Origin of the sequence: Nocardia jejuensis NBRC 103114 (assembly GCF_001613145.1) — a bacterium.
Classification (GTDB): Bacteria; Actinomycetota; Actinomycetes; order Mycobacteriales; family Mycobacteriaceae; genus Nocardia; species Nocardia jejuensis.
Genome location: NZ_BDBU01000012.1, coordinates 108,004 through 124,869, shown reverse-complemented (window position 1 = coordinate 124,869; position 16,866 = coordinate 108,004). Strand labels below are relative to the sequence as shown.

Annotated in this window: 16 protein-coding genes and 1 pseudogene; 11 read left to right on the top strand and 6 right to left on the bottom strand. The window is 65.5% G+C overall.

The annotated features are described in order from the left end of the window. Positions 1–18: 18 nt before the first annotated feature. Positions 19–744, bottom strand: coding sequence for a hypothetical protein (locus tag NJ1_RS09440; protein ID WP_067690893.1), 726 nt, complete (start codon positions 742–744; stop codon positions 19–21). Positions 745–796: 52 nt separating this feature from the next. Further along, positions 797–1,003 carry a hypothetical protein gene (locus NJ1_RS09435; RefSeq protein ID WP_067690461.1) on the bottom strand — a complete coding sequence of 69 codons (207 nt, stop codon included), beginning with the start codon at positions 1,001–1,003 and terminating at the stop codon, positions 797–799. Positions 1,004–1,280: 277 nt separating this feature from the next. Between NJ1_RS09435 and NJ1_RS09430 the strand changes: the two genes are divergently transcribed. The 6 genes from NJ1_RS09430 to NJ1_RS09405 all read left to right on the top strand — a co-directional run bounded on the left by NJ1_RS09430 (position 1,281) and on the right by NJ1_RS09405 (position 7,577). Continuing rightward, positions 1,281–1,649 (top strand): helix-turn-helix domain-containing protein, encoded by a 369-nt coding sequence (locus NJ1_RS09430; protein WP_157573861.1) that lies wholly within the window; start codon positions 1,281–1,283, stop codon positions 1,647–1,649. 1 nt (position 1,650) lies between these two features. Next, positions 1,651–2,379 (top strand): hypothetical protein, encoded by a 729-nt coding sequence (locus NJ1_RS09425; protein ID WP_157573860.1) that lies wholly within the window; start codon positions 1,651–1,653, stop codon positions 2,377–2,379. A gap of 110 nt (positions 2,380–2,489) precedes the next feature. Further along, the gene (locus tag NJ1_RS09420) at positions 2,490–3,149 is read left to right on the top strand and encodes a GAP family protein (RefSeq protein ID WP_067690453.1); all 660 of its coding nucleotides are present in this window, start codon (positions 2,490–2,492) and stop codon (positions 3,147–3,149) included. Between the two features lie 31 nt (positions 3,150–3,180). Next, a complete protein-coding gene (locus tag NJ1_RS09415) occupies positions 3,181–4,905 on the top strand; it encodes a SulP family inorganic anion transporter (RefSeq protein WP_422615745.1) in 1,725 nt (574 codons plus the stop codon). Positions 4,906–4,926: 21 nt separating this feature from the next. Beyond that, on the top strand, positions 4,927–5,583 hold the full coding sequence (locus tag NJ1_RS09410; protein WP_067690451.1) for a GAP family protein: 657 nt from the start codon (positions 4,927–4,929) through the stop codon (positions 5,581–5,583). Between the two features lie 98 nt (positions 5,584–5,681). Then, the gene (locus NJ1_RS09405; protein ID WP_067690448.1) at positions 5,682–7,577 is read left to right on the top strand and encodes an alkyl/aryl-sulfatase; all 1,896 of its coding nucleotides are present in this window, start codon (positions 5,682–5,684) and stop codon (positions 7,575–7,577) included. A 63-nt stretch (positions 7,578–7,640) separates the two neighbouring features. Here NJ1_RS09405 and NJ1_RS09400 read toward each other — a convergent pair whose 3' ends face one another. Together NJ1_RS09400 and NJ1_RS09395 are read right to left on the bottom strand one after the other, a co-directional pair. After that, positions 7,641–8,015, bottom strand: a complete 375-nt coding sequence (locus tag NJ1_RS09400; protein ID WP_067690445.1) for an SHOCT domain-containing protein — start codon at positions 8,013–8,015, stop codon at positions 7,641–7,643. A gap of 67 nt (positions 8,016–8,082) precedes the next feature. Continuing rightward, positions 8,083–9,216, bottom strand: coding sequence for an AI-2E family transporter (locus NJ1_RS09395; protein WP_067690891.1), 1,134 nt, complete (start codon positions 9,214–9,216; stop codon positions 8,083–8,085). Positions 9,217–9,429: 213 nt separating this feature from the next. On the opposite strand from NJ1_RS09395, the gene NJ1_RS09390 reads away from it, so the two are divergent. From NJ1_RS09390 to NJ1_RS09380, 3 genes are all read left to right on the top strand, one after another. Then, entirely contained in the window at positions 9,430–12,126 is a 2,697-nt protein-coding gene (locus tag NJ1_RS09390) for a winged helix-turn-helix domain-containing protein (protein WP_157573859.1), read from the top strand. Between the two features lie 141 nt (positions 12,127–12,267). Next, positions 12,268–12,474, top strand: coding sequence for a DUF8691 family protein (locus NJ1_RS09385; RefSeq protein ID WP_067690439.1), 207 nt, complete (start codon positions 12,268–12,270; stop codon positions 12,472–12,474). A 10-nt stretch (positions 12,475–12,484) separates the two neighbouring features. Continuing rightward, positions 12,485–13,453 (top strand): DUF389 domain-containing protein, encoded by a 969-nt coding sequence (locus tag NJ1_RS09380; RefSeq protein ID WP_067690435.1) that lies wholly within the window; start codon positions 12,485–12,487, stop codon positions 13,451–13,453. A gap of 1 nt (position 13,454) precedes the next feature. Here NJ1_RS09380 and NJ1_RS09375 read toward each other — a convergent pair whose 3' ends face one another. Next, a complete protein-coding gene (locus NJ1_RS09375) occupies positions 13,455–13,856 on the bottom strand; it encodes a DUF7144 family membrane protein (RefSeq protein ID WP_067690431.1) in 402 nt (133 codons plus the stop codon). A gap of 468 nt (positions 13,857–14,324) precedes the next feature. Here NJ1_RS09375 and NJ1_RS09370 point away from each other — a divergent pair, with 468 nt between their 5' ends. Both NJ1_RS09370 and NJ1_RS09365 read left to right on the top strand, forming a co-directional pair. After that, a complete protein-coding gene (locus NJ1_RS09370) occupies positions 14,325–14,666 on the top strand; it encodes an HNH endonuclease (RefSeq protein WP_067690429.1) in 342 nt (113 codons plus the stop codon). A 75-nt stretch (positions 14,667–14,741) separates the two neighbouring features. After that, complete coding sequence (locus tag NJ1_RS09365; RefSeq protein WP_084477920.1) at positions 14,742–15,956, top strand: glycoside hydrolase family 76 protein; 1,215 nt, start codon at positions 14,742–14,744, stop codon at positions 15,954–15,956. Between the two features lie 87 nt (positions 15,957–16,043). On the opposite strand, the pseudogene NJ1_RS41120 reads toward NJ1_RS09365, so the two are convergent. Further along, a pseudogene (locus NJ1_RS41120) lies at positions 16,044–16,790 on the bottom strand (MSCRAMM family protein); the annotation flags it as partial. Between the last annotated feature and the right edge of the window lie 76 nt (positions 16,791–16,866).

Below are 16,866 nucleotides of genomic sequence, written 5' to 3'. Positions count from 1 at the left end.
GACGGACGGCGACGGGGCTCATCGGATCAGCGGCTGTGCGGCGGGAGCGCGGCGGCCGATGCTGCATATCATCGCGCTGCGGTCGAAGACCTTGCGCGCGTACAGCTCTGGAGGGAGTAACACGTCCAGAGAAGGCACGCTGCTGATGTGATGCAGCGCAGCCTCGGCGGAGGTGGTGGGATCGCCCGCGTCGATCTTGTGCGCGACGGTGTGGATGGCGAGCTGGCGCTCTTGTGGCTGATACAGCAACCAGGCCGCGCCGAGTCCACGTTCGCGAGCCGCGGAACGTACTGTGGGCCAGATTTTTTCGAGCTGGGCACCAGGGTCGCCGTCGGGAAAGACGAAGCGTTCGAAGCGATCTACGGCGTGTTCGCTCCGCGGAGTGAAATTGTGCGCGCCCGCCACCCGCCAGAGGCGACGATCCACGTCGATCAGGGAACGGCGGCTCCAGAATTTGATGCCGGGCTCGAATTCCAGTTCTTCGGCCAGGAAACGTCGATATCGCTGGGCATTCTCTCCGGTGTCGAAGAGATAGCGGCAGCCGGTCAGCACGGTTCCGGTGGCTCCGTCATAGCGCACGGGCATATATTTCGTGAGGATGCCGGGCCGGTCGTTCATGATGCGACGTTCGACGTCTTGCTTGTTCGCGAACTCGCTCATGGGTACTTCGGTCCCGACCGCGAAATCGGAGGTGAAGGCTGCCTCAGCGGCGATGGGACCGACGTCGTGTGCTCGGATTGCCATGATCACCCCTTGATCGATTCACGGCTGGAACTCCCATCGGGCGCTCTCGTGGTCAGGAGAAGATCACGACCCGTTCGGGTTCGGCGGTCTGCATGAACTGCGCCAGCGCTCCCATGAGTCGAACACTCGGCTTGCCGTTGCGTGCCCGCCGAATGCATTGCTCGGACACTCCGAGCACCCGTGCCAGTTCTCTGTCGGACTTCACGCCGTGCGCCAACTTCAGCGCATCGAGTAGGCCGGGCTTCAGCTGTACTGTCATTCGGGATGCGTCTCCTGCGAGGGGCATTGAACTGCCGCTTTAATGTGGTCACATGACCAACTATGTGCGGAACCAGCGTGTGGGTCAACATGGCCGGAGCAGAAATGCGCCAATATTGGCGCATAATTCACTTCGACGGGCGGGATCGCGCAGGCGGGAACCCGATATTGTTCTTGCTTTTTGTCGCAATATGGCGCTGGTCACAGTTGTGTGCGTCGCTGAGCAAAGGGCTCACATGTCTTTGACTTGACACACAGTGGCACTCCACACTTGGAGCATGAGCATCTGGAGCGAGTGGAGGGACGCGGTAACGCAGCGCGATTCGATCCGCTCGGTGGCGGGCCGGATGGGTATGGCCCCGAACACCGTCGATCGACACTTGTTCGGTGACAACAAGCCGCCGGCCGAGACCGTGATCCTGTTCTGTCGCACCTATGGTGTGAGCCCGACGACGGGTCTCGTCGCGGCGGGACACCTCACACGCGACGAGGCCGACGGCCCTGGAGTGCGCAAAGCTCTCGCGGACCACGGAAGTAATGAGATGCTTGCGGAGCTGGCCAGAAGGCTCGAAGCCGCGGAGGCCAAAGCGCACCGGGCGCAGAAGGGACGGGAGCGGACCGGAAGACTCGCAGAAGGGTTCATGTGAGATGCAGGCATGGGCAATCGCCACTGTCGCGGTGATCACGGCAGCGACAGTCGGCGCGCGGTCCACGTTATGGCGGGTTCAGCCCGAGTCTCGCCCCCTCACTTTGATCGTCTTTTTCTGGGGTTTCTCTCTGTGCCTCCGCTGGTGGAGTCGCCCGCAGGGATTTCGTGGACGCATTGCGCCCGAGTACTTCACCGGTGTGCTGGCAGACGTGACGAATGTCGCCGCCGCCTGCATGGTATTCGCCATCGTCGCGAACGCCTGGGGCAAACAGCAGCTCGTTCGCTGGGTGTACGGCATCGCAGCCCTGGTCGGGATGGTCTTTTTCCTCGGCCTGTACCTCTTTTCCTCGGATGATTCGGCCGACGTGGATTTCAGCACCTTGGATGGCTGGGGTACCGCTCGCGCACTGCTGGTCTCAGGGTTCAATCTGATTGCCTGCTGTGCGATGGTCGCCGTCGGGGTGCACGTTTTCCGGGCCGCGCCACACGCGCCCAAGGCCTCGATCGTCTGCATCACGCTCGCAGGGGTCACCGGAACCGTATTCACGGTGATTCGGACCGCTGCCATTGTCGATTCGGATTGGGAGAATGCTTATCTGGCAAGCCATTACGCCTTGCTGCTGACGTTCCTGCTCTTTCTCGATCTGGCCGGAGTCGTCGGCCTCATGACCCGGCTGCGGCGCCGGCGGCAGTCCCGTCACCGCGAGCGAGAACAAGTCAACGCATAGAACCCGATCCCGAGGTTCACTGGATCTGCGCTTCATCCGGAACGGGCCGATCGCCGATTTCACCCGAAACGTGTGAGCAGAGCATTCGATAACGGACATACGGTGCCCCGATGGGCAGTGTTCTCGGTGATCTACTCCCGCTGGCGGTGGGTGTGGCGATCTCCCCGATACCGATCGTGGCCGCCATTCTGATGATTCTCTCGCGCAATGCCTCCGGTGCCGGAACCGGATTCGCGACGGGCTGGGTGGTCGGTATCGCGGCCGTGACGGCGGCGGTCGTGGCGTTGTCCGGGCTGCTGGGCGATTCGGGTGAACGTGAGACCTCGACCGCCGGGGCCTGGATCAAGGTCGTGCTGGGAGTCGCGTTGCTCGGGCTGGCCGCCGCGCAGTGGCGACAGCGCGCGGACACCGAACCGCCGGGCTGGATGCGCGCCATCGACGACCTCAGCACGGTCAAAGCCCTGGGGCTGGGCGTGTTGCTGTCGGCGGTGAACCCCAAGAATCTGCTGCTGTGCGTATCGGCGGGAGTCACGATCGGATCCAGCGGACTCGGCGCCGGTGCGAAGGTGATCGCCGGGCTCGTGTTCACGGTTCTGGCCGCCGCGAGCGTGCTGGTGGTCGTGGTCGGCTACGCGGTGGCCGCGGACCGGCTGCGCCCCACCCTGGACTCCACTCGAAAGTGGTTGCAGGCCAACAACCATGCTGTCATGGCGATCGTGCTGCTGGTGATGGGCGCGGCCGTGATCGGCAAAGGGATAGGTGGCCTGTGACGGCTCCGCGCGCCCGGCGAGAAGGCAGGAGATGACCATGGCGACCTGGCCGGTGTTCCAGTCCCTGCAGGGGTACCGATCCCGGTGGTTGCGCCCGGACGTCATCGCGGGCCTGACCGTGTGGGCGGTGATGGTGCCCGAGGCGCTGGCCTACGCGTCCATCGCCGGAGTGCCACCGGTCGTGGGTCTGTACGCGGCGCTACCGGCGCTGGTGTTGTACGCGCTGGCGGGCAGTTCCCGGCATCTGATCGTCGGGCCGATGTCCGCGACGGCCGCACTGTCGGCGGCGATCATCACACCGCTCGCGGGAGCCGACGGCGGCCGCTACATCGCCCTCACCACCGCGCTGGCCATCGCGACGGGACTGGTCGGATTGCTGGCCGGGCTGATTCGCCTCGGTTTCGTGGCGGCGTTCATCTCCGAACCGGTACTCAAAGGGTTCATCGTCGGATTGGCCCTGACGATCATCATCGGCCAGGTCCCGAAGCTGCTCGGCATCGAGAAACACGAGGGAAACTTCTTCCAGCAGACATGGGGTGTGCTGAGCGATCTGGGTGACACCAATTGGCGTGCACTGCTTGTCGGCTCTCTCGCGTTGGCGGTGGTGCTGGGACTGCGCCGGTGGCTGCCCTTGGTTCCCGGCTCGCTGCTGGCGGTCCTGCTGGGCATCCTCGCCGTCGCCACTCTGCACATGGACGAGCACGGCCTCGACATCGTGGGGCACATCGACTCGGGGTTACCGTCCGTCGGGTTGCCCGGTGGGCTGAACCTGCACGACTATCTCGATCTGCTCGGACCTGCGGTCGGTGTGCTTCTGATCGGATTCGCCGAGGGGCTGGGCGCGGCGAAAACCTATGCGGCCAAAGCGGGTTACACCGTGGATGCCAACCGGGAACTACTCGGGCTCGGCGCGGCCAACCTCGGCTCGGGTCTGGCCTCGGGCATGGTCGTCAACGGCAGCCTCTCCAAGACCGCTGTCAACGGTTCCGCCGGCGCCAAAACGCAAGTGAGTGGTCTGGTGGTGGCCGCGCTGACCGTGGTGACGCTGCTGTTCCTGACCGGACTTTTCGAAAAACTGCCCGAGGCCACCCTGGCCGGTGTGGTCATCGCGGCGGTGATCGAACTGGTCGACGTCGCCGCGCTGCGCAAGCTGTATCGGGTCTGGACCGAACGCCTCGGCAGCATCTACGGCCGGGCCGCGCGCGCGGACTTCATCGCCGCCATCGCCGCGATGGTCGGTGTGCTGCTGTTCGACACGTTGCCGGGATTGCTGATCGGCATCGGCATCTCCATGCTGCTGCTGGTCTACCGGGCCTCCCAACCCCATGTGGCGCAGCTGGCCGAACAGGGCTCGCTGTGGCTGGACTCCGAACGTCACCCGGATCTGCCACTGCGACCGGAACTGCTGGTGGTGCGCGTGGAATCGGGACTGTTCTTCGCCAACGCCGACTATGTGCGCGAGCGCATCGAGCAGTTGTGCACCGACCTCACCCGGCTCGTGGTACTGGACGCGGAGACCTCACCGTCCATCGACGTCACCGCCGCGGCGATGCTGACGGCTCTGCGCGACAGTCTTTCCCTGCGCCGCATCGATTTCCGGATCGCCCGCTCGATCGGCCAGTTCGGCGACGAACTGGACTCCGCCGACGGCAGCGATCTGGCGTCGGTCGTGTACCCGACGATCAGGGCGGCGATCGCCGATCTTTCCCCGGGCGCCGAATCCGTTGGCGATGAAGGCAATTCGAGATCGAAGTGATGCCGGAACGAGGAGACGAGCATGGGTGAGCTGCTGCTGCAACTACTTCCCGAGATGGTGGGGTTGGTGATCACGCCGGGTGCGGTGATCGGATGCATCCTGCTGCTGCATTCCCGAGCGCCGATCCCCAATGCCGTGGCGTTCGGCGGCGGGTTCCTCGTCGTCTACACGATGATCGCGATCTCGGCGCTGCTCGGTGGCGCCTCGGACCCGGACGCGACCTCCAAGGACGTCTCCCACGGCGCCGGGTTGGTGGTCGGGCTGCTGTTCCTTGCGATCGGGTCCTGGATGGCGCTGCGCAAACCGCCCGCGGTCGCCAAGCGTCCGCGACTGCTGCAGGAGCTCGACACCGCGGGTCCGCCAAAGGCTTTCGTTATCGGGATCGCGCTCGGGGTGATCAACCCGAATCTGTTCATCATGATGGCGGCGATGAGTTCGGTGTCCAGCTCCGGTGTCGGTCCAGGGGCGGCGTTGCTGGCCACCGTGCTTCTGCTCGTCGCCGCCTCACTGGACTTTCTGATCCCTGTCGGAGTCTTCGTCTTGCTCGGCGAACGTGCCCGCCTCGGACTCGATCGCGCCGAATCATGGATGCTGAGCCACAGCCGCGCGTTGTCGCTGGCAGTGCTGTTCGGGTTCGGGGCACTGTTCACCGTGCGTGGTGCGGCCAGCTTGGCCTGAGCAGTGTGTTTCACCCTTTTCGGGTGAGCTCGGCACACCCGCGGCGAATTAGCGTGAGGACATCGAGAACCGCGTCATCCCCCGCGAATGGAGTCCGCATGTGCTACCAGCCCAAACCGGCGACGCCCCATACCGCGCAGATCAACCGTGAGGCAGCCGCGAAGTACGACCTGCAGAACACCCAGGACTTCGTGGATTCGCGTCAGGGGTTGATCGCGGAGCTTCCGGGCAACGTGATCAAGGACGGCGCGGTGGTGTTCGATCCGAGCGATTTCGACTGGATCCGCGATGAGGACGCCGCGCCTGATTCGGTCAATCCGAGCCTGTGGCGCCAGAGTCAGATCATTCACCAGGGTGGTTTGTACAAGGTCGCCGACAACCTGTACCAGGTGCGCAACAACGACATCGCCAATCTCACCGTGGTCGAGGGCCAGGACGGGTTGATCGTGATCGACTGCATGGCCGGAGTGGAATCCGCGCGCCAAGGCATGGATCTGATCCGAGAACACGTGAGCGACAAACCCGTCGCCGCCGTGATCTACACCCACACCCACATCGATCACTACGGGGGAGTGAAGGGCGTGGTGGACCCGGCGGATGTCGCCTCCGGGAAGGTGCCGATCATCGCCCCCGGCCATCAATTCGACAAATACGCCCTGGGCGAGAACGTCATTGCCGGTAATGCGATGGCCCGGCGCAGTTTCTACGCCTTCGGCGGGCTGCTGGACCTGAACGCCCACGGGCACATCACCTGCGGCATCGGCATCGTCAGCACCGCCGGGCCGACCATCTCCTATATCTCACCGACCGATCTGATCACCGAGACCGGTGTCAAACGTGAGATCGCGGGTATCGAATTCGAGTTTCTCTACGCCCCTGACACCGAGGCGCCGGAGGAAATGCACATCTGGATTCCGCAGCTGGGTGCACTGACCTGTGCGGAGAACGCCAATCACTCGCTGCACAACATCCAGACGCTGCGCGGCGCGCGCACCCGTGACGCCCGCAACTTCGCCCGCTATCTCGATGAAACCCTCGAACGCTGGGGTGATGCGGCGCAGGTTCACTACGGCCCACACACCTGGCCGGTCTGGGGCAACGAGCAGGTGACCGGGTTCCTCGAATCACAGCGCGACGCTTACAAATACATTCACGATCAGTCACTGCGATTGGCGAACAAGGGGCTGACCCCACTGGAGGCGGCCGAGGTCATCGAACTGCCCGAGGAGTTGCGCCGAAACTGGGCCAACCGCGGCTACCACGGCACGCTGCATCACGATGTCCGCGCGGTGTACACCAAGGAACTGGGCATGTGGGACGGAGATCCGGTCTCACTGCACCCGCATCCTCCCGTCGAGTCCGCGCAGCGGTTCGTCGAATTCGCCGGCGCCGATGCCATTCTCGCCGAGGGCAAACGGGCTTTCGAGGCCGGTGACTACCGGTGGGCGACGGAGATTCTGCACAAACTCGTCTTCGCCGATCCCGACAACACCGCTGCGCGAGAATTGCAGGCCGATGCCTACGAGCAGATGGGCTACCAGGCGGAGGGCCCGCAGTGGCGCGGCATATTCCTCAGCGCGGCAAAGGAATTGCGTCTGGGCGTGCAGCCGCCGCCCTACGTGACCGCCAGCGGGGACACCATTCTCGCCATGCCCGTGGACATTCTGCTCGACTTCCTCGCGGTCCAGATCATCGGTGACCGGGCCGCCGATGCCGATATCACGATCGATCTGGACTTCACCGATATCGGCGAACAGTGGACGCTGTGGATCAGGCGAGGGGTTCTCAACGCCCGGCGCGGGCGGGCGGGTGATGCGCGGCTCACCATCACCGGCCCCAAGCCGGCCATGATCGGTGCGCTGCTGAAACCCGCCGCGGCAGAGAAACTCTCGTCCGAGAAGGCGATCAGCCTGGATGGCGACGCGGCAGCGCTGCGGGAACTGGCTGCGATTCTCGACGATTTCGAACCGACGTTCCCGATCGTCACTCCCTGACCGGCACTGCGAAAGGGCCCGCCTGGATGGCGGGCCCTTTCGCAGTGGTTCACACGATGGTGTTCACGCCAGTGCTTTTGCCTTCAGGTGATCGAATTCCTGCTGGGTGATCGTGCCCTCGGCCAGTAGTCGCTTGGCGTCGGAGATCTGGGCCGCCGGGCTGGTTCCCGCGGTGTCGCGAATGTATTCGGCCTGGGCGGCCTGCACCTGTTTCACCTCTTTCGCCGAGCGCTCCTGCATGCCGGCGCCGCGCGTGATCAGGTACACCAGGGACGTGAGTACCGGCAGGAAGATCAGGAAGACGACCCACACCGCCTTCACCCAGCCGGAGGTGCCGCGGTCACGGAACAGGTCACCGATGATGTAGAACAGCATCATCAGGTAGGCGATGAACGCGAAGCTCACCACGATGAGCCAGATTGCTTCCCAGAATGACATGGTGCACCTCGATTTACGTCGACGGAATCGCCCGATGCGGCGACTTGACCGACGGTAGGTCTCGATGTCAGGTCGAAGGATCACCTGATTCGGGTGAAGGACGCGGCACCGGCGCATCATGCACGCGAATCGGGTCCGGTGTGCTGCTGATCAACGCACTCACCCAGCGTGTGGACGGGTCGATATCGAGCAGCAGAGCCCGAACCAGCAGTGTCAGCGGAATCGCCAGGAGCGCCCCGAGCGCCCCGAGCACCCACGTCCAGAAGATCAGCGACAGGAACGTGACGGTGATGCTGAGCCCGACCGCGTCTCCGACGTATTTGGGTTGAATCACCGACTGGATGACGAAGTTGATCACGCAGTACACCAGGATCACCCAGATCATCAGCCGCGGACCGCCTTCGAGCAATGCCAGCAGCGCCGGCGGCACCACGCCCACGACGAAACCGATGTTCGGAATGAAGTTGGTGATGAACGACAGCACCGCCCACAGCAGGGGTAGCGGCACGCCCAGCCACCACAGCGCCAGCCCGTCCAGCACCGCGACGATCAATCCGAACACCGTGGACACCAGCAGGTACCGGCGTGTGCCGGAGGCGAAAGAGCCCAGGGCATAGGCGATGTCCGGGCGCACCCGGTCGACGATGGTGATCCGCCGGCCGATCGACATGCCGTCGAACACCATGAACAGCAGCAGTGCCAGCACGAACGCCAGATTCGAGAGCACACCGGCCATGCTGCTCAATGCCGTCTCGAGCAGGCTGAGCAGCTGGTGGAAATCGACGCCGCTGAGCATGTCGTGGATCTGATCCTTACCCACTCCCCACCCCGAGAGCGTGGAGCGGAGTCCATCGAGAAGATCGTCGAAACGCGTGGAGTACTCGGGCAATTCGGTGGCCAGTTGGGCTGCGGACACCACCAGTACCGCCAGCAGTCCCACCACGATCGCGTACGCGGCGAGCAATGCCATTGCCATCCCGAGCCAGCTCGGCCAGCCGCGTCGGCGCGTCCAGGACTGGATCGGTTGCACCGCGACGGTGAGCATGAGTGCCAGGAACACCGGCCCGACTATCGCCGCGAACACTTTGATCCCGGCGATCGAGACCACCGCGCTCGCGGACGCCAGCAGGACTATCAGCCCCCGGGGGATCGACCAGGACACGCGCGGATCGAGGGGTCCGGCCTCGTGGGTGTCCGACACCGTGCACCACCTCCCGTCACTGAATTGCTGAGAATTCTCCATGGTCACGAATGTCTAATCGGGAATGATGAGGTGTCGGCGAGCGCGCAATTTCTGGACGGAACTTGGAAACCGCACTGCTCGACCATTCGAGACTAGAGCGGGGAATCGGAAAGGGCCTTCACCCGTTTCGGGTGAAGTTTTGGACACACTCCATCCTGCTGCCCGTTATGTGTGAATCATTCCGATAACGTCCCATGTCGGAGTGCTAGACAACGTCGGACCGTCGCAGGAGCCATCATGACAGTGTCGTACGGCCTCGGCCCAGCGGGACAGCGGGATCGACCCACCTCGGCTCGTGACGGAATCCCAACGCTGGCATTTTCACCCCTGCCGCGCGTGGGCCATTCGGCATCGCTCGATGACGCGGTATTCGAATCCTGTGAGAATGTGCTGCTGATTTGCTCACCTGTCGGAACTGGAAAGACGGTGCTACTGACCCAGTGGGCCGCGCGTCACCCCTCGAACGCGTTTCCCGGCGGCGTGGCCTGGCTGACTCTGACCGAAGGTCAGCAACCGGCCGGGACGTTGTGGCAACGCCTGCGCACGATATGGGGTTTATCCGATTCCGCTCGCGGGCCGCTGACCACACCGCTGGGCGAGGCCGCGGATCTCGCCGACCTACTGACCGAGCGCGCTCAGCCGACCCTTCTGATCATCGACGACGCGCACCTTGCCACCGACCCGGTAACCCTGGCGGGACTCGAACACTTCCTCCTGCACGCCCCCGCCTGTGTGACAACGATCATCGCTGCCAGATTCGAGCCACCGATCCGCTGGCATCTGCTCGAACTCAGCTCTCAACTGCGCCGCTGGAACGCCGGAGACCTGGCGTTCTCCCCGGCGGAAACCGAGCAGATCTGCCGCGAACACGGCTGCGCACTCGACGAATCCGACATCGCGCTGCTGATGGACCTGACCCGCGGCTGGACGGCGCTGGTACGGATCGCGGCGATGTACCTCGCGGCGCGCGAGGAGCAACCCGCCGCTGCGCTGGCCGCACTGGCGGCACTGCCGACCTCGATGTCGGACCTGCTGGCCGGCGAGCTCATCAACACCCTCTCCCCGGGGCTGCGACTGTTCCTCACCTACACCAGCGTCCCGGTCGAATTCACCGAAAACCTCGCCGACGACCTGATCGGCGGCGGCACCGCACAGTGGATGCACGAGCTCACGCGGCTGAACTATCCACTCACCACCGTGCTGCGCGACGGCAGAGTCTGGTACGCGTCCCACCCGATGCTGCGCGCCTATTTCCGCGCCGAACTCAACCGCTTGGGCGCGGACACGGCAGAAGAACTCCACCTGCGCACCGCGCTGTATCTTCGCTCGATCGACGAACCCGCGCGCGCCCTGCCGCACCTGTTGGCCGTGCCGCACCGCGCACCCCTGCGGGACTTCCTGCGCGAGCACGCCTTGGCCTTGACCGTCGACGGGCAGGGGGCCCTTGTGTTCGACGGATTGGCCGCGCTGGACTCGACACTGCTCACCGACCCGTTCGTGCAACTGCTCCACGTGGTGGACGCGTTGAACCGAACCGACCTGTCCGCGGCCCGTGCCTACCACGACACACTGAAAAAGGTTCGTGCACAATCAATTTCACTTGTCGATGCCCACACCGTCACCGCGCTGCGCCGTGCCGTCGACATCGAACTGGCCATCGCCACCGGCACGCTCACCGATGCCGATGGTGTCGAAGGACCGGCGGCCACAGGTCAGCCGGACCTGGACTGCTACCTCGCTGTCGAATCGGCCACCGTTCAGCTTGCGCGCGGTGACCTCCCGGAGGCCGACCGCCGACTGCGCGCGGCCATGGCCGCGGCCGATATGCGCGCACATCCTCGACTGAGACTGCGGGCCCTGACCCGCCTGGCTATGAGCGCCGGTCTGGCCGGCGCGCTCACCACCATGCGTCAACGTGCCGGTGCCGCGCTGGAATTCGCGCATGAGCACGATCTGAGCGAGACCTCCGAAGCCGCGCATGCCACGGCCATGGCCGGGCTGGGTGCTTATTTGCAGGCCGAGCACTACGACACCGGCCCAGTTGGTACTCGAGCCGCCACGAGACTGTTCGATGCATCGACAGGGCCGGCAGGGGGATGGCTCCCGTATCTGATCGCGATCCTCACCAGCTCGGACACCACCGAGGACCAGGGTGGCGATGCCGAACGACTGCGCCATGGCTACTCCCACATGCTCGACACACATCCGACCGCGATGAGCGGTGGATTGATCCCTTTGGTGGTGTGGCGTCTGCTGTGCGTGCGCGAGACCTACGAGGCGCAACTGCTGGTAGATCAAGCTAGGGCTGTACTGGGCGAATCACCCGAGATCGCACTGGCCCAGGCGGCGCTCGCCGGCGCGGCCAACAGATCTCGCGTGGTCCTCGAACTCGTTCAACCTCTTCTCGTCGCCTCGGCGTCGGTGCATCCCGTCCACGCGGTCACCGGGTGGCTGTTGCACGCTCACGCCCATCAGGAACTGGGCGGGACGGCTTCGGCGCGTCAGGGAGTGCAGAACGCGCTGCGCTGTGCGGCCCCCGAACAGATCGTGCGGCCGTTCCTGGATGTTCCCGGCGCGCTGTCGCTACTGGACACGTTCGCCGGCGGCTTCGGTCAGCAGAACGCCTTCGCGGCGTCGGTGCGCCGACATCCATTGGTGCGCAGGCTTTCTCGCCATCCCACCCTGACCGATACCGAGCTCAAGGTGCTGCGGCACCTCCCGTCCGCGCACACCACCCAGCAGATCGCCGACGATCTGGGAGTCTCGATCAACACGGTCAAAACCCACCTACGCGGCATCTACGCCAAGCTCGGCACCAACTCGCGCGTGAAGGTGATGGCCGCGGCCCGCCGCAGCGGATTGCTCTGAACTTCTCACGGCCGAATTCACCCGCATCGGATGAAGCCGCTCTTGCACCCGGGCGCGCACACTTCGGTCGAAGCAGAACCTTGGGCGCCACTCGAGATCGTCCGACCAGGAACCTTCCAAGGAAAGCGGGGTCAGTGTCCGATGTCGACGAGATATCAATTCGTTGTCGACGGTGAGCTGTCCGAACGCGCGCTGGCCGCGTTCCCCGACCTGTCCTCAACGGCTCCGAATCACGGCACCACGGTGCTGTTCGGTGCGGTCACCGACCCCACCGCGATGCGCGGCATCCTCGCTCGCCTGGACAATCTCGGACTGACTCTCCTGGAGATGCGGCAACTACCCGATTGAGGAGTGCGCCATGCATCTGCTGGCCCCGGAACGCCAACGCCGAACTCTCGACGAACTTCACGACCGGCTCGATTTCACAGTCGGTGACGCGCGCTCGAAACGATCGGCGTTCTGGATCATGCTCACTCTCTCGAGCGTGATCGCGATCTCCGGCGTCATCGGCGATTCGACCGCCACGGTGATCGGCGCAATGATCGTGGCACCGCTGTCGGTTCCGATTCTGGGCGTCGCCCTCGGGATCGCCACCGGCAAAGCAGGTCTGGTCGGACGAAGCCTGGTCCTCGTCGCCGCAGGGATCGTGCTGGTGATCGCGGTGGGTTTCGTGTTCGCGCAACTGCTACCCAATCCGACGAACGTGCTGTCCAACGCTCAGGTGCTCGGTCGCACCTCACCGAAGCTGATGGACCTGACCGCCGCGCTGGCCACGGGCCTCGTCGGCGTGATCGCGATGATCCGCCGCGACGTCGGTGACGTACTGCCGGGCGTGGCTATAGCGATCTCGCTCGTACCGCCGCTGGCCGTGGTGGGTGTCTGCCTCGGTTCGCACGCTCCCGCACTTGCTCTCGGTGCGTTCGTGCTCTTCGCCTCCAACATGATCGCGATGATCATCACCGCCACCGTCGTCCTCGTCGTGACCGGATATGCCCACGAGGCAGGGATGGCAGGTGCCCGCCGGGGCCGGGCCTACATCTTGCTGACGGCGGCGCTGATCCTGGTGGCCGCGCCGATGGTGGTCAATTCGCTGTCCTCGCTGTGGGCCGATCGGATCGCGACCGCCACGCGCGCGTGGCTGGCCGATGTGCCCGGAGCCCAGGTCACCGAGGTGACCTTGCACAGCGATACCGCGACCGTGCGGGTGCTGGCGCCGAACGATCTGCCACCGATCGAGGAACTGCAGCGCAAAGTCGACGATATCGTCCCGTGGAACCCCCGGGTGGTCATCGTGCACACGGTGGGGAGCAGAACCGAGAATCGTTGAGCTAAGCGGGATTCCAGGTCGATGCGGCCCAGATCACCAGTGCGTCCAGAGCCATGATCAGGATGGCCCACCACGGGTAGTAGGGCAGCGACAGGAAGTTCGCCACCATCGACAACGCCGCGAGGCATATCGCGATCATCCGGCCGAACCGTGAACCCGACATCAGCCCGAGCGCGGCCAGGCCGAGCAACGCGCCCAGAACGATGTGGATCCAGCCCCAGGTGTTCAGGTCGAGCCGGTAGGCGTAATCGGTGCCGACTGCGAACAAGCCGTCACCGTTGACCGCGGCGATGCCCTGCAGTACCGAGACCGCCGCGGCGACCAGCATCAGCACCCCGGCCGCGAAGGAGATTCCGAAGGCGAACCCCTGACGCGCCGGATGTTGTGTGGTTGGTGACACCATCGGAACCCCTCTCGTGGAAACGCGGATATCCCAGGGTGTCGCGTGCCGCGACCCCGCGCTTCACCTGAATCGGGTGAGCCCATCCCTCACACGGCACATTCCGCGGACACCCGCGGTCCGGGGCTGCTGATGCGCGATCCGGACCGGGGCCGCGTCGAAGGAACTATTCATCCTCGACGTATGACCTGTCGGTGAAGTCTGTGCTGGCCTCCTCCCGATACGGGAGGGATCGGGTGGGAGCAGGGCGGTGACGGATTCCGGGCCGGGGAGTCGGCGCCGCCCCTGGGGCGGGTGGCTCTGTCCAGCAGTGGTTGCAGGCGAGTGTTCAGGGGAGCGGGGACATGGTGGAGAGCCAGGAGGGCTCAGCTCGCGCCTGCGGCGTGTCGACCATCGCGACGCGTATTCTCATCCTTCGTGCCGACTGGCGGTAGCAAACAGGTTCGCGCCGCGCGCAAGCGCAAGAAGCGGATGGCGAGCGTCGCCCACGACCTCACCGATGTGCAGTGGGCCGCTCTCGTGACGGCCTGGGGCGGGTGTGCGTACTGCGGTTCCGCCGGCGCATCGCCGCAGAAGGACTGCGTGCAAGCCATTTCGCGCGGTGGCCGCTACACGCTCGCCAATGTCGTGCCCGCGTGCGCGTCGTGCAATGCGAGCAAATGCAACGCCGAGGTGACCGGCTGGCTGCGGCGCAAGAAGCTCGACGAACGCTCGTTCCTCGTGCGCCACTACGAGATCTCGACCGAGCTCACCACCCGGTTCGCGGGCGGCGACGTTCTCCAGGAGCCGGACGGCCTGCTCGAGAGTGGCTAGCGTGGCTGCGAGATAGGCTATAACCGAACGGTTTTCGTTGTCGGCGATCGTTTTCTGGCAGAGGAGTCCGGGCGGATGGATCGCCGGTACACAGGGGTGAGCCGCCGCCGGGTACTGATCGCGTCCGGAGCCGCCCTCGCGATCAGCGCGCTGACCCGCCCGGCTCCGACCTGGACGATCAGCCGGAATGTGAGCCCCTACGCCGTCGGGACCGAGGCGAGCAGGGCGCGGGCCGAACTGGCCGAACAGGCGATCGTGCGGCGGAATGTGCGTTCGCTCTGGGGGCAGCCGGGCGTGCAGCTGGGCAAGCTCGTGTGGCCGTCGTCCGTGGCGGATCTGTCGTTCCTGAAGTGGTGCTACTGGTGGCAGGCGCACCTGCTCGACTGCGCGATCGATGCCGCCTGCCGCGCCCGCGACCCGGAACGGCTGCACCGGGTGGCCGCCCTCGCATCGGGAATTCGCACCCGCAATCTCGGCGGCTGGACCAATCGGTACTACGACGATATGGGGTGGCTGGCGATCGCGCTCGAGCGTGCCGATCGTCTGCTCGACGTCCGGTTCGGTGATGCCGTCGGGGATCTGCGCGATGCCTTGATCGGCGGCTGGAACCCGGTCGTCGGCGCGGTGCCCTGGCGGTTCGGTGACGACTACTACAACACCCCCGCGATCGGCCCGACCGGTATCGCCTTCGCGCGACTGGGCGAGGTGTCCCGCGCCGGGCAGCTGGCCGACTTCCTGCACACCCGATTGCGGGACCCCGGCAGCGGCCTGACCCTGGACGGAGTGCACGAGCCCGGCGGACGGGTGAATCGCACCACCCTGACCTACTGCCAGGGTGTGGCCATCGGGTTGGAAACCGAATTGGCCGTGCGCACAGGCGAATCGGAGCATCACCGCCGCGTGCGGGAACTGGTCGCCGCGTCCGGCGCCGGACTCACGCACGGGGGAGTGATCGCCGCGTCCGGCGGCGACGACTCCGGGCTGTTCATGGGCATCCTCGCCAGGTATCTCGCCGAAGCCGCACTCGCCCTGGGCGACACCGCCGCCGCGAAGATCGTGCACGACTCGGCCCGGGCCGCCTGGGACAACCGCGCCGAGGTGGACGGGCTTCCGCTGTTCGGGGTGGACTGGTCCCGCCCGGTCACCGCATCGGGTATTCCGCAGCTCGCCGCCCGACTCGTGCTGTCCCCCGGACCGCCCCCGTCGAGCGTGTGCCCCGATCTGTCGGTGCAGCTGAGCGGGTGGATGCTGCTCGAAGCGGACCACCGGCTCACCGCCGCCGGGTTGTGAGTCGGTAGTCCGCGGCGTGCTACCCGGTGCGGTCCGGAGTGGGTGCAGCACTTCGCGGATCGGCGAGGCGCCCGTGGGATCGACGGTTCACCGAACCGTTGCGTATTCGTCGAAGCCGAGCCGCAGGTCGTGATCGGCGTCGCCGTCGGTGATGGTGACCTGATCGGTCACGAGCGAATATCCGCGAACCTCGACCGTGTACTCACCGGCGCACAGGTCGCTCACGGCGTAGTGGCCGTGCTCGTCGGTATGAGCGGTACCGACGATGGTGCCGGACCAGTCGAGCACGGTGACCCTGGCATCGTGCACCGTCCGGCCGTTGGCGCGCACCGTGCCGGACAACACCGCCATCGGCGACAACTCGACGTCGATGCGGAGGCGGCCACTGCCGGGCATCGTCAATGCCGTTGCCGTGGGCCGCATTCGGGAGGCGACCGCCACCAGCGTGTAGGTTCCGGCGAGCACGCCACGACAGGTATAGGTGCCGTCCGCCGCCGTGACGGCGGTACCCACCACGTCACCGCACAGATCGGTCACACTGACCGTGGCATCGCGCACCGGCTCGTGTCCGGCGCGCACCACACCGGACACCTCGCTGGATCCCACCAGTGTGACGTCGAGGCGGTGTGCGCCGCTGTCCATCACGGTGACATCCATTGCCGCCGGTTGATATCCGTCCGCCGAGACGATCAACACGTAGCCGCCGGATGCGGGCGGCTCGATCGTGTAGCGGCCGCTGCCGTCCGCGGTCGCTCGCGAAACCTGCTGTCCGCGTGGGCTGATCAGCGTCAAGACCGCCTCCGGCACCGGGTGCCGGTCCTCGCGGCGGATCCGGCCGCCGATGGATCGGCCGCCCAGAGGGGCATGCGGTTCGACGACATCCGCCGCGGCGGCCTCCGGGCTGTGCGTC

What these genes read in the sequence shown, in the direction of transcription:
- NJ1_RS09440 (WP_067690893.1), bottom strand. Translation starts at nt 744, where the DNA reads ATGGCAATCCGAGCACACGACGTCGGTCCCATCGCCGCTGAGGCAGCC.
- NJ1_RS09435 (WP_067690461.1), bottom strand. Translation starts at nt 1,003, where the DNA reads ATGACAGTACAGCTGAAGCCCGGCCTACTCGATGCGCTGAAGTTGGCG.
- NJ1_RS09430 (WP_157573861.1), top strand. Translation starts at nt 1,281, where the DNA reads ATGAGCATCTGGAGCGAGTGGAGGGACGCGGTAACGCAGCGCGATTCG.
- NJ1_RS09425 (WP_157573860.1), top strand. Translation starts at nt 1,651, where the DNA reads ATGCAGGCATGGGCAATCGCCACTGTCGCGGTGATCACGGCAGCGACA.
- NJ1_RS09420 (WP_067690453.1), top strand. Translation starts at nt 2,490, where the DNA reads ATGGGCAGTGTTCTCGGTGATCTACTCCCGCTGGCGGTGGGTGTGGCG.
- NJ1_RS09415 (WP_422615745.1), top strand. Translation starts at nt 3,181, where the DNA reads ATGACCATGGCGACCTGGCCGGTGTTCCAGTCCCTGCAGGGGTACCGA.
- NJ1_RS09410 (WP_067690451.1), top strand. Translation starts at nt 4,927, where the DNA reads ATGGGTGAGCTGCTGCTGCAACTACTTCCCGAGATGGTGGGGTTGGTG.
- NJ1_RS09405 (WP_067690448.1), top strand. Translation starts at nt 5,682, where the DNA reads ATGTGCTACCAGCCCAAACCGGCGACGCCCCATACCGCGCAGATCAAC.
- NJ1_RS09400 (WP_067690445.1), bottom strand. Translation starts at nt 8,015, where the DNA reads ATGTCATTCTGGGAAGCAATCTGGCTCATCGTGGTGAGCTTCGCGTTC.
- NJ1_RS09385 (WP_067690439.1), top strand. Translation starts at nt 12,268, where the DNA reads ATGTCGACGAGATATCAATTCGTTGTCGACGGTGAGCTGTCCGAACGC.
- NJ1_RS09380 (WP_067690435.1), top strand. Translation starts at nt 12,485, where the DNA reads ATGCATCTGCTGGCCCCGGAACGCCAACGCCGAACTCTCGACGAACTT.
- NJ1_RS09375 (WP_067690431.1), bottom strand. Translation starts at nt 13,856, where the DNA reads ATGGTGTCACCAACCACACAACATCCGGCGCGTCAGGGGTTCGCCTTC.
- NJ1_RS09370 (WP_067690429.1), top strand. Translation starts at nt 14,325, where the DNA reads ATGGCGAGCGTCGCCCACGACCTCACCGATGTGCAGTGGGCCGCTCTC.
- NJ1_RS09365 (WP_084477920.1), top strand. Translation starts at nt 14,742, where the DNA reads ATGGATCGCCGGTACACAGGGGTGAGCCGCCGCCGGGTACTGATCGCG.